Here is a 12,292-nt window from a genome sequence, read left to right as displayed (position 1 = left end):
CCTAAATGTAAAAAAATTGGATAAAGTTTTGAGATCTTCCTTATGACAGAGTTAAGAAGTGGAAAAATGTGAAAACATGAATCGGATGCCACATTAAAGTTAGTATTTATTTTCATACCGACAATTAAATGAACTATTTATCTGTTCCGAATGCCACAAAAGCCGATCGCATTCTGGTTGTAGATGACGCACCAGATAATGTTTTGTTGGTGCAGACAATCCTGGAAGAAGAAGGTTACGAAATTAGCACGGCCGAGAACGGCTTTTCGGCCTTAAGCCAAATTGACAAGTCAACCCCCGATTTGGTATTGCTAGACGTAATGATGCCGGGAATGGACGGTTACGAAGTCACCCAGCGAATGCGACAAAATAAGGAATTGCCCTTTATCCCGATTTTGCTGATCACAGCTCACGACAGCGCCAGTGTAGTCCAGGGACTCGACATGGGCGCAGACGATTTTATCCGCAAACCCGTGGAAATGGACGAACTGCTGGCGAGGGTGCGATCGCTCTTGCGGCTCAAACACAGCGTAGACGAACGAAATTCGATCGCCCTCCAGCGCGAAGATTTTGTCTCCAGACTCGCTCACGACTTGCGGACGCCCCTCGTAGCAGCCGATCGAATGCTAACTTTAATGCAGCAGGGAGCTTTGGGAGAAATCTCGCTCCCCATGTGCGACGCTTTCGGGACAATGGTTCGCAGTAACAAAAACCTGATCGCGATGGTAAATATGCTGCTAGAAGTCTACCGCTACGAAGCAGGGCGCAAATCCCTCAGTTTCGCTCCGGTTGACTTGCGCCAGCTTATTACCGAAGTAGCCGAAGAACTCGCTCCCCTAGCCGATGCTAAAAATTTGTCGGTGAATTTAGACTTGAGTGAAAGTGCAGAAAGTGCTCCGATTGCCAAGTATCCGGGCGATCGTCTGGAGTTGCACCGCTTGCTGACTAATTTAATCGGAAATGCGATAAAATTCACCGACAGCGGCTCTATAGATATCCGCTTAAAAGCTGCCAATTCACCTGTTTATACGAGCTTCAAAAACCAACCGCTGGCATGGGTAATTATGGAAATCCAAGACACCGGCGCCGGAATTTCTCCCGCCGAACAAGCGAAGTTATTTGAAAGGTTTGGCTCGGGAACTCACAAGAAATCCAGCACAGGTTTGGGACTGCACCTCTGCCGCCAAATAGTCGAAGCTCACCGCGGCACGATCGTGGTCAAATCCGAGTTGGGTAAAGGCAGCTTGTTTACTATTCGCTTGCCTTGTTAGAGCGATTTAATTAACTGTAGATGACTTATTTCATAAATGTTTGATGGCTAGAGCAACCGCAGATTTAAGGCAGATAAACACAGATAAACGCAGATAAATAAATTCAAGATGATTTGCGAAGAAATGCAGGAAGTAAAATTAGGGTGCATCCGCTCAAGATATTTGCTGGGACAATTGATAATCTCAAAACTGATGCACACCCTGAATAGATGGTGCGTCAGAATGAGATTTTTGGCGATCGTTAAAAATGACTAAACTGACGAACCCTATCGCTGACTTTGGCTCGGACTCGCATTCCGCACTACAAACCAGTCAATCACGAATCAGAAAAATAGCTTCGTAGTCAGGACTTTAGTCCTTCTTTGGCTCGGACTCGCATTCCGCACTACAAACCAGTTCGAGACTGAATGATATCACTCGTGCGATGTCTCGGCCAGCAATACAATCAGAAAATTATTAGGCAGATGTCATATAATTACTTGGCAACTGAATTTACTTCAACTAAAACAACAGGAGTCCCGCACCAAACACGGTACGAACTTGAGTGACGGGAGGAATGCGCGTGAGGCTTGCATAGCTGAACAAATTATTGATAAACGCAGACAGACTTTCTTCAATACATGATAGAATCTTGTCATGAAACAAGTCCTGACAGTATCTTGCAAACTCCAAGTAATGCCTGAGCAGTCCATCAAAATTGATGCAACACTTCAGGCGTTCGCGAATGCTTGCGAATATGTGAATCAAACTGTATCGCCAACTCTGACAAACGAATTGGCGATGCAATCCTTGATATATCACGATGTCATACCATTTTTCTAAAGATCCGATAGAGATAAAGGACGACAAGACGTTGTAATTATCTGCTTCCGCTCACTGAAAAAGTCTGTCATAACTTTAAAAAAATGGTATCAGAGATATGTTTGGACTTTCGGCGCAGTTGGCAATCCATGCTATTAGACGGGTTTCTGGTAACAGAAAAACAGCCAAAAAAGATGGTTCGCCAGTCAACAAGTTTGCTCCTACTAGCGTCACTTACGATGCTCGTATCTTTTCTTTCAGGGAAAAAGATTGGACGGTAAGTTTGACTACTACTGGTGGTAGGGAACGGTTTGTACTGGCTATCGGAAACTACCAACTTGGATTGTTGAAAGGTCAAAACCCAAAGACTGCTACTTTGTGCAAACGCAATGATGGTAGTTACTATCTTAATATTCAGCTTGAATCTATGCCCGTCGAACCTCCACCAAGCGATCGAGTTTTGGGCTGTGATTTGGGTAGGACTGACATTGCAGTTACTTCCGATGGAGATACATTTAGCGGTAAACAAATTACCCAAGTTAGAAATCATTATGCCAAGTTGAGAGCAAACCTCCAACAAAAAGCCACGAAGGGCACGCGCAGTTCTCGGCGTAGATGTCGAGAATTGTTGAAACGGTTGTCGGGCTCTTGAAAGCGCTTTCAGACATTGGTAAATCACACTATCAGTCACCGTATCGTAACTAAGGCTCAAAACAAAAATCAAGCGATCGCTTTGGAAGATTTGACGGGAATTAGGGAGCGCACAAATCAGCAGCCACGCTCGAAAAAAGAGCGGAGACTTAGCAATAGCTGGGCATTTTTTCAGTTGCGCCAATTCCTAATATACAAAGCCATAAAGCATAGCGTAAAGATTTTGTTTGTTGAGCCTAGATACACTAGCCAAATGTGCCACAAGTGCAACCATATTCATCCTGTAAAGGGTGAGTCTTATAGGAATGGCAAAAAGTTTGCTTGTGGTCATTGTGGATGGAAAGGTGATGCCGACTTAAACGGCAGTAAGAATATTGCTGTTATTGGGGCTTCCGTAAATAAGCCTGAAGGTTCGAGATTATTTTGCAATTTGCAAGATCATTTCAGGGCTATTGAAAGTCCACACTGTACCTGTACTCATGTCAGTGCTGGGTAATTTACTATGTCTGACTGTCCAGTGTGCGGTGCTGAGTACCTAGAAAAAAAAGCAGAGTTTTGCTCGATTTGTGGCTGGAATTTGACTCCCTACCCGCAGCGTGCTAAACCTTCCAAAATTTATTTAAAACAAGAACAAGTTAGATTGCAGTGGGCAAAACAAATGTGGGAATCGGCCCGCAATCAACAAAATTGGTCAGCCAGATTTGACGAGTTGCAAGAGGAATTACAGCAAGGTGCGATCGCCCGCGCGTACCTGCAATCTCAGTTAGAATGGGTTCTGTACCGCCTCGAACAACTCAATCCCGAATCCATTACCAGCACTTTACTGCGACTGGAAGAGAAAATCGGCGCCTTACCTGACCAAACTCCGGCTATCTCTGAAGTGGGGATGGATTACCGACAACTGACAAAGCTGTTAGAAACTGGAAAATGGCGCAAAGCAGACGAACATACTTGGGAAATTTTGCTGCAAATCTCTGTCAGGGAAGACGAAGGCTGGCTGAGTGCAGCCGATATTGACGGGTTTCCTCTTACAGACCTTCGCACGATCGACAAACTTTGGCAACAACACAGCAGCGGGCGGTTTGGATTCACCGTACAACAACAGATTTGGGAAAGTACCGCCGGAAATTATACCCAATTGTGCGATCGACTCGGCTGGCGAGTCAAAGAAAATTGGAAATATTACAGCGAGCTCTCATTCAGCGAAAATGCTCCCCCCGGACACCTCCCCGTTACCGCCTGGAGACATCGCGCTTGTTACGGTGCTGGTAAACTCACCGCAGCAGAAAACTTTGCCCGCATTGTCGGGAGAGTTGCTACGGGCGATCGCTAATCATCCAAAATAAAAAATTCAAAATCGCCATTACCTGCTATAATCAAAACGGTTCAGCAACTGGGGCTGTGGCTCAGATGGATAGAGCAAGCGCCTCCTGAAGAATCGGGCACCCTGCGAGGAAACTCTGGGAGTGAATGTGGTCAAACTCAAGGAAGCCTAAGTCTGACAGCAGATACGGTAATCTTGAGCCAAGCTTTATCTAAATTTTGTTTAGGTAAGGAAGGTGCAGAGACTGGCTTTAGGAAGTAAACACCATAAAACCTCCTAAACATACGGCCACCACCTAAAGGCCGCAAGCCTACGGTGAAGGAATAGTCCGGAGAGTGGGGAAACTCACACAAATCTGAAGCGCTAGGTCGCCGGTTCGAACCCGGCCAGTCCCGTTAAAAATCAAGAACAATTAAAAGCAGAAGGGTAAACCCTAAGTTTTATCCTTCTGCTTTGCATATGCGTTAACCTGTATATTCAATCCAAAATCTAAAATCTAAAATCTAAAATCCTCTGACCATTGTTTAAATTTTAATTTTTAATTCCTGTTAGTGGGTTGTACGTGCGGTATTTTTTGTTATGGTTCCTGTGTCAGCTAAATAAAGTTTTTATAGGTTTAGATGTGGTTGAGAATAAATTTAAACAGGCGGCGTTACCCGCGTTTGAGGAATTCACCCAATTTTTGGTTCCTACTAGGGCTTTTGATGGCGTTTTGGTTTGGCTATCAGCAGCTTAAGAGCGAATTTCAGAGACCCCAAGCTTTGTTGGTTCTAGGTGGGGCTACGGAGCGAGAGGTGTTTGCCGCCAAATTTGCTCGATCGCACCCTCAATTGCCGATTTGGGTGTCTTCTGGGAGCAATCCTGAGTTTGCCGAATGGGTGTTTTCAGAAGCGGGAATTAAGTCCGATCGCCTGCACTTAGACTACAGAGCAGTGGATACGGTAACAAATTTTACCACCCTGGTAGATGAATTGAAAGCTCAAGGGATTGAGAGCGTGTATCTGATCACTTCTGACGATCATATGCGGCGAGCTCAGATTATTGGCGAAATCGTGCTCGGCAGTCGAGGGATTAGTTTTAAGCCTGTAGCAGTTCCGTCTGGGCGAACCCCCGAACCCGTGCAAAAAGCTCTCCGCGACGGCGCTAGAGCCATTATGTGGCTGACTACGGGTTATACGGGTGCTAACTTCAGCCAAGCCAGAATTGAATAGACAAAGAAAGGACGGCGGTTGAAACCGCTTTTGACCTCTTACTCGTAGGCGAAGCCAGCGCGAAGCGCTTATGTGGCGAAGCGCCCGTCATCAGAGTAAGAGGTCAAACTACAAAAACGAATTCCGCCGGACGCCGAATGAAGAAAATAACGTAACTTTAACCGCCCGTTCTTCAACCCGCTTGGAGTGGGTTTTGTTTGTCTGGCGTGCGAATTCTATTCGCCCGGTTCAGCGACCCAAATCGTGCATCGCATTAATCTCAGTTGCACATCTTTGAGTCAGCGCTTCCAATTCCGCGCGATCCGACGAAGCGGGCGCCTCAATTAGCTTGCCAATTCGCACCGTCAGCGGCACCGGACGCGGCACTATTGAACCTTTGGATGCGATCGCATGAGTTCCCCACAAACTAACGGGTAATAGCGGTGCTTTTGCCTTAGCAGCTATCAGCGCAGCCCCCAATTTCGGATCAGTAATTCTACCGTCTGGCGTCCGAGTTCCCTGCAAAAATACACCCGTAGCCCATCCATTTTCTAAAGACTGGATAGCCGATCGAATTGCACTGCGATCGGCACTTTCCCGCTTGACTGGATAGGCACCATAAAGCGTAATTGCCTGCTTCAAAATAGGAACTTTAAATAACTCTTCCTTTGCCATAAATGCCACTGGCCGCCTCATGGAACTAGATAAAATCGGCGGATCGAAATCGCTGGCGTGATTGCTGACTACCACAAATGGGCCTTCTGCTGGCACATTTTCTGCACCGTAGATGCGCCCCCGAAAGTAAAGGTGCAGCATCGGGCTGACAATTGACCACTTGAATAAATAGTAAAGAAGTAAACTTTCGACTGGTTCGCGACTTTTGCTCACGGAAAAACCTTGAATTTAAAATTATACCGAATATTACTCTATCAGTTCAGCTCTGGAAAATTAACTAGGACTTGCAAAAAAACGCAGGACGTAATGATGCGCGGGTGCATCGCGATCGCATAACTTGAAATAGAGACGATAATTCCCGCAGGGACACACCCGCGAGTTGATGGCTAACTAATACCCTTTTCCCAAAATGATGCAACTGTAGGGAAGCTTCAAACGCCGATCGAGTAAATCACCCCCAATCCAAAATCCAAAATCCAAAATCGAAAATGCTATAAGTCCTGTTAATTTCCGGCCAGCATCGCTTTTTTTCCTTCCTCGGAAGTTGCGTAACCCAAGAAATCCTTAACCGCTTGACTGGGGGGATTTTTGTAAGCGTAGTACAACTGGCGCTGATAGCGATAATTGGGGGCTTCCGGCGTCGTAGCGTCTACGGGGACAACTCGCACCGTTTTCTGATTGACAACTTGAGCGAAAGTGGCATAGCCGATGCCGTTGTTGCCTAAAGCTTGCAGCAGCGGAGTTGTCGCATCTCGATCGAGCGTAGCAAAATTTGGCCCAGTACCAAAACTACCGCCTCCGAGCACTTGTTCTTTAAAAGTTTGGTGAGTTCCGCTAATTTCGGGCCTGTTAATTACCTTAATCGGGCCTGCTGAACCGCCGACTTTTGACCAGTCTTGAGCATTTCCCTTAAAGATATCTTGAACTTGAGCAGCAGTTAAACCTCCTTGAAACGGGTTGTTAGTGCCGACTACGATCGCAATTCTATCTAAAGCAACCGGCACAACTGCCAAACCCCTAGCTTGGTCTTGGGCATTCAAAGGGGTCGATATCGCAGCAATATCGGCTGTTCCCGCCACCAAATCCTGAATTCCTTTTGCAGAACCATTTGCTTTGGCATCGACTGTAGTGCTGGGAAACTTGGCTTGAAAGCCATTCTTAAGGTTGAGATTGATTGTCACCATGCTGGTAGAACCGTCAATTCTCACCGCCGTGCCCGCAGGTACGGCAACTGGTAGTGCAAAGGAACTAGCAGCAACAGGCGATGCTAAGCCGGCTGCGGGCGCAACGGGAAGCGGGTTGGAACTGCCACCGCCTGCGGGTGTTGGGGGATTGGAGGAATTGTTAGCATCCTGTGCCGCTGGTTTGTTCAGAAAAAACCAGCCACCGGCTGCGAGGAACAGGAATAAAAAAATAAAAACTATGGGGGGAGGCCCGCTCTTAGCCATAAAATTCTCCTTAGTTCGGAAGTTGTTTATCGTCGGAATCGTCTAACATTTGCAGCCTGCGACTGACTTCATCATCTTCGGTCATGTTTTCTAATTCTGCCTGAAGTCTTTCTTGGGGGTTCTCAGATATTTCTGCTAAAGCTTGCTGTTCGAGGTTATGCTTTTCGACGGCATTTTTGGCTTGTTCAAATTGCGATCGAGCTGAATCAATATTAAGATCGTTGTTGACTTTGGATATGGCGCCGAGAGCTTCGTTAATCTCGACCATATCTTTCATGTTTTGCATATCGGTTTTGTAGGCTTCCAGCTTCGTGCGCTCTCGATTCAGCTTGTCTTTGGAAGCGTTCACAAACTGTTCGGCTTGTTTTACTGCATCTTCGTACTGCGGCAGGATTTTTTCTATCTGAATTACCTTAGATATGGCTAAGCGGGCTGCTTCTTCGTTGCCGTTGCGGTTGGCTGTCTTGGCTTGGCGCTCTAAAGTTTGCATCTCTCTAACTTTTTCTTCATATTTTGTTTTGGTGCGCTGGTAGGCTGCAACTTGTTTAGAAACTGCTTCTGCGAGCTTTTGGACGGACTCTTGCATCGATCGCAGCGACTCTTCGGCTACGGCGACTGAAATTTTACCACCGGATTCTACGGGAAGTCCCCACAGCCAGTTCCACCCGCCTACTATGGTTCTGCCGGCTTTTTCGCCCATCAGCCAGTAAATAGCTTTTTTCATATAAGTACCGGATTAGCTTGATTTTTATTCCTAGTTTAAATCAGAATTTGCCGATCGACCTCAAGGGCGATCGATATATAGATTATTTTTAATCGCGATTTTTAGCTGTTTGGATTGTCGAGCGCCAATTTGCACAACAGGTCATAGTAAAATTTTCCTGTTGTGCTATTTATTTTTCGGCAATTTTCTGATCGATTAACTCAATTTTACCAGAAAGAATTGGTTGAAAGCCGGAACCCCGAAATCAGACTATTCATTACTCCAATCCTCTTCCTTCTAGGTAGAGGTCGCTCTTAAACTGTCAACTGTCAACTGTCAACTGTCAACTGTCAACTGTTGAAAGCCTGCTGCTGAATCATCGGTTAACAATAGATTAAGCGGGCAAATCTGCAAAACTGCTGACATTTACCAGCGCTAAATTGGGACAAGTCCGTTTGATCAAACCTGTGAGAACTTTACCTGGGCCAATTTCCACTACGCGATCGATTCCTTGTTGTGGCAATTGCAGAGAAATTTCTCGCCAGCGCACGCCTTTAGTCATTTGATAATTCAACCGCTGTTTTAGAGTAGCTGCGCTAGTAGTCGCTGTCGGTTCTGAGTTCGAGAGTACCAGCATTTTAGCATCGGAAAACCTTGCCGACTTTAACGCTAGTTGAAACTCTGCCGCCACCCCGGCCATCAGGGGAGAGTGAAACGCACCGGAAACATTCAATTTAACCGCGCGTTTGACTTTTATTTTGGCTAGCAAATCTTCTACTGCTGTCGGCGTGCCAGAAATCACTACTTGTGCTTCGCTGTTATCGTTGGCGAGCACCACATCTCGGCTGTATTGAATTTGCAGTTCTAATTCCTGCCTGTCGAAGCCGATCAACGCCACCATTTGCCCGCCGGAGGCAGTCTCCATCAGTTCGGCGCGGCGTTTGACTAAGCGCAATCCCGTTTCAAAGTCAAAGACGCCTGCTGCGTACAGGGCAACATATTCTCCTAAACTGTGACCGGCAACTACTGCGGGTCGATCGCTCTTTTCTCGCATTAAGTCTGCCAAAATGCTTTCTACTACGAACAAGCAAGGCTGAGTGTAGAGAGTCCGAGATAGTTTTGCTTCTTCTTTTTGGCAAACTTCAGGGACAGACCAGCCTAAAATTTCTTTAGCCAGCTCAAATTTAGCTTTGGCTGCTGGCAAGTTTAATAAGTCTGCACCCATCCCGATCGCCTGGGAACCTTGTCCGGGAAATACCCATGCTGTTTTAGTCATTTTTCCGGTAATCTGCTAATTGGTGGTTGCTAAGAAAGTGATTGCAAAAATTCTTTGTTTCCCGCTTCTGAGTTCGCTGACTGGTATCCGCTATCTTTCGGTTCACGAACTATCTACTCGCGACTCACAACTATAACATAATAACTGCGCTTTTTTCGAGGTTTATATTTTTTTTGCTACTTTAATTCAGGTCGATCGCCGTAGTAAAATTTTCAACCTTCGACGGGGGGAAAGTCCATCGAAAAATAGAGGATTTTCAATTGCAGCACACTCTTGTCCAGAATTCCTGTCGAAGGATGCACGGCTTGGTGCAGGCTTTACCCTATGCTATGACCTGTGTATGGCGTGTTAAAAGATTTTTCTTTTTTAATGGTCGCACGCCCGATGTCAGCAGGGCAAGTTTAGAGCAAAATATTGTACCAGTTCCCTAAAATCATGAAACTGCTAGCCTGCGCTTCCAACCCATAGTTCATCAGTGATTCCCCAATCTAAAATCTAAAATCTAAAATCTAAAATCGTATTACCTTCCCCATTGAAAAATCGCCGCCCCCCAGCTCAAACCTGCACCGAAACCAGCCGCAGCAATAGTCTCACCAGATTTAACTTTACCCAGACGCACCGATTCGTCTAAAGCAAGGGGAATTGAAGCTGCTGAGGTATTGCCGTAATTTGCTAAATTGCTGATTACTTTTTCCGGGGGAATCTTGAGCCTTTGGGCAACTGCATCGAGAATCCGTTGATTGGCTTGGTGCAACAGCAGCCAGTCAATTTTTTCGGCGCTGATATTTGCCCGAAACATCGCTTTTTCTATGACTTCCGGCACTTTTTTGACGGCAAACCGATAGATTTCTTGACCGTTCATGGCGATCGGCTCAAATCCACCTTGTCCGATATTCACGCCCTCAATTAATGATTTTGACTCGGCTTTGTAGGCTAAATTGAGAGACGAATTTTGCGTGCCGTCGCTGCGAATTTCAAATCCCAAAAATCGATCGACCTCTGAAGCCTGCAATACCACCGCACCTGCACCGTCTCCAAATAAAATGCAAGTACCTCGATCCGACCAATTCACCCAGCGAGATAAAATATCTGCTCCGATCAGCAAAACATTTTGATAAACGCCTGTCCGAATGAACTGCGAGGCTGTAACTAAACCAAACACAAATCCCGAACAAGCTGCTGTCAAATCGAAAGCCACAGCTTTTGTAGCGCCCAACTGATATTGAATTTTGCCCGCAGTGCCGAACAAATCGTCAGGGCTTGATGTGGCCAAAATAATCAAATCGATATCTGTCGGCGAAATTTCTGCCATGGCGATCGCCCTGCGGGATGCCTCCGATGCCAAATCGCACAAAGAAGTGCGATCGTCCGCCAGCCTGCGCGATCGAATGCCCGTTCGCGCCGCAATCCACTCGTCAGACGTTTCTACTATCTGACTCAAACCATTATTATCTAGCGAAACCTGCGGTGTACAAGACCCGCTACCCGTGACGGCAATGCCGAACCCTGATTGCTGCAACATTCCTCTCCATTTACTCGCTGTTCGGTCGAGAAATTAAAAATTAAAAACTTCAAATTTAAACTATTTTTTAAACTGCTGAAATTACCTTTTTCAAGCAAAACAGTTGGTTTAATCTGACATTTTTAATTTGACTTTTTTAATTTTTAATTTCTACTTACTAGAAAGAATTGGTTTAAAGCCCCAAGCCCGGGAGAAATTAAAAGAAGACTATTCATTACTCCAATCCTCTTCCTTCCAGGTCGAGGTTGCACTCAACTGTCAACTGTCAACTGCCAACTGTCAACTGTCAACTGCCAACTGTCAACTGTTAACTGTCAACTGTCAACTGTCAACTGTCAACTGTTCAAAGCTTCTTGTTCCACAGCGCTTTCGCGATTGGACGATCTAATTCGCTCCAGCACTTGGTTGTCAATAGCCCCTTTTGCCAAACGAATGGCATTAAAAATCGAGGCAGCTTGAGACGAACCGTGGCTGATAATGCAAACTCCAGCAACGCCCAACAGCAAACCGCCACCATGTTCAACGTGGTCTACTCGCTGCTTGAATCCTTGCAAGCTTTTTTGCAGCATAGGATCGTTAATTTGATGTTGGAGCCCTTTGACCAGCTCTTCCTTGAGCACCTGGACTACGACTTCGCCCACCGCTTCGGCAAACTTCAACAACACGTTGCCGACAAACCCGTCGCAGACAATCACGTCAAAGTTCCCCGACAGCACGTCGCGGCCTTCGGCATTGCCCACAAAAGGAATGTTCGGATTGTCCGCCAATAACTGATGGGTGCGTACCGCAGCGTCGTTGCCTTTAGAAGGTTCTTCGCCAATGTTTAGCAGGCCGATTTTTGGTTCGGCGACGCCGAGCACGCACTGGCTGTAAATAGTTCCCATCAGAGCAAACTGCTCCAAAAATTTTGGGCGGCAGTCCACATTAGCGCCGACATCGAGAATGAGTACAGAGGTACCCGGTACCATTGTCGGCAAAACCGCACCGATCGCGGGGCGATCGATTCCAGGTAGCCGCCCCAACCTCAGTAGGGCAGCCGCCATTGCCGCACCGGAGTGACCGGCGGACACCACAGCATCAGCCTGCTGCTGCTTCACCAAGTTCATGGCTACGTTAATCGAAGCTTTGGGCTTGCGTTTGAGGGCACTTAGAGGTTCTTCGTGCATTTCCACCGTTCCTTCTGAAGGAACGATTTCTAGCTGACCTGTAGAGACGCGGCCGATCGCGTCTTGAAGACGTAGCGAGTCTTCTATTTGCTGCGGGTCGCCCACCAGCAAAATCTCTACGCCTAACTCTTCTTGTGCCTTAAGCGCTCCAGCTACAACTTCGGCGGGGGCGTGATCCCCACCCATAGCGTCTATTGCAATTCTTGCGCGTGTCGATCCCATTGACCAATGTTTGAGAAACACTAAAAATTCTACCAGGAAGTCA

General features: G+C 46.5%; 12 protein-coding genes. 6 read left to right on the top strand and 6 right to left on the bottom strand.

The annotated features are described in order from the left end of the window. Positions 1 to 128 precede the first annotated feature (128 nt). The 6 genes from JGK14_RS17600 to JGK14_RS17580 all read left to right on the top strand — a co-directional run bounded on the left by JGK14_RS17600 (position 129) and on the right by JGK14_RS17580 (position 5,258). Complete coding sequence (locus JGK14_RS17600) at positions 129 to 1,271, top strand: hybrid sensor histidine kinase/response regulator (RefSeq protein ID WP_293183089.1); 1,143 nt, start codon at positions 129 to 131, stop codon at positions 1,269 to 1,271. Between the two features lie 675 nt (positions 1,272 to 1,946). Then, a complete protein-coding gene (locus tag JGK14_RS17595) occupies positions 1,947 to 2,093 on the top strand; it encodes a hypothetical protein (RefSeq protein ID WP_325315321.1) in 147 nt (48 codons plus the stop codon). Positions 2,094 to 2,190: 97 nt separating this feature from the next. Continuing rightward, positions 2,191 to 2,724, top strand: coding sequence for a hypothetical protein (locus JGK14_RS17590; protein ID WP_325315320.1), 534 nt, complete (start codon positions 2,191 to 2,193; stop codon positions 2,722 to 2,724). 15 nt (positions 2,725 to 2,739) lie between these two features. Beyond that, positions 2,740 to 3,219, top strand: a complete 480-nt coding sequence (locus tag JGK14_RS34075) for a transposase (RefSeq protein WP_293183085.1) — start codon at positions 2,740 to 2,742, stop codon at positions 3,217 to 3,219. A gap of 6 nt (positions 3,220 to 3,225) precedes the next feature. Next, positions 3,226 to 4,056: a GUN4 domain-containing protein gene (locus JGK14_RS17585; protein WP_293197007.1), complete on the top strand. Its 831-nt coding sequence runs from the start codon at positions 3,226 to 3,228 to the stop codon at positions 4,054 to 4,056. Between the two features lie 611 nt (positions 4,057 to 4,667). After that, positions 4,668 to 5,258: a YdcF family protein gene (locus JGK14_RS17580; protein ID WP_293183081.1), complete on the top strand. Its 591-nt coding sequence runs from the start codon at positions 4,668 to 4,670 to the stop codon at positions 5,256 to 5,258. Between the two features lie 228 nt (positions 5,259 to 5,486). Here JGK14_RS17580 and JGK14_RS17575 read toward each other — a convergent pair whose 3' ends face one another. The 6 genes from JGK14_RS17575 to plsX form a co-directional block, all read right to left on the bottom strand. Beyond that, positions 5,487 to 6,125 carry a lysophospholipid acyltransferase family protein gene (locus JGK14_RS17575; RefSeq protein WP_293183079.1) on the bottom strand — a complete coding sequence of 213 codons (639 nt, stop codon included), beginning with the start codon at positions 6,123 to 6,125 and terminating at the stop codon, positions 5,487 to 5,489. 290 nt (positions 6,126 to 6,415) lie between these two features. After that, positions 6,416 to 7,360 (bottom strand): substrate-binding domain-containing protein, encoded by a 945-nt coding sequence (locus JGK14_RS17570; RefSeq protein WP_293224105.1) that lies wholly within the window; start codon positions 7,358 to 7,360, stop codon positions 6,416 to 6,418. Between the two features lie 10 nt (positions 7,361 to 7,370). Beyond that, positions 7,371 to 8,084 carry a PspA/IM30 family protein gene (locus JGK14_RS17565; protein ID WP_293183075.1) on the bottom strand — a complete coding sequence of 238 codons (714 nt, stop codon included), beginning with the start codon at positions 8,082 to 8,084 and terminating at the stop codon, positions 7,371 to 7,373. Positions 8,085 to 8,457: 373 nt separating this feature from the next. Then, the gene (fabD, locus tag JGK14_RS17560; protein ID WP_293192140.1) at positions 8,458 to 9,339 is read right to left on the bottom strand and encodes an ACP S-malonyltransferase; all 882 of its coding nucleotides are present in this window, start codon (positions 9,337 to 9,339) and stop codon (positions 8,458 to 8,460) included. A gap of 520 nt (positions 9,340 to 9,859) precedes the next feature. Next, positions 9,860 to 10,861 carry a beta-ketoacyl-ACP synthase III gene (locus JGK14_RS17555; protein ID WP_293157417.1) on the bottom strand — a complete coding sequence of 334 codons (1,002 nt, stop codon included), beginning with the start codon at positions 10,859 to 10,861 and terminating at the stop codon, positions 9,860 to 9,862. 335 nt (positions 10,862 to 11,196) lie between these two features. Next, positions 11,197 to 12,249 carry a phosphate acyltransferase PlsX gene (gene plsX, locus JGK14_RS17550; RefSeq protein WP_293241544.1) on the bottom strand — a complete coding sequence of 351 codons (1,053 nt, stop codon included), beginning with the start codon at positions 12,247 to 12,249 and terminating at the stop codon, positions 11,197 to 11,199. Positions 12,250 to 12,292 lie beyond the last annotated feature (43 nt).

The sequence above is a fragment of the Microcoleus sp. PH2017_28_MFU_U_A genome (assembly GCF_020738035.1).
Lineage (GTDB): Bacteria > Cyanobacteriota > Cyanobacteriia > Cyanobacteriales > Microcoleaceae > Microcoleus.
The sequence above is the reverse complement of the archived record's forward strand: the minus strand, read 5'-3'. Positions and strand labels throughout refer to the sequence as shown.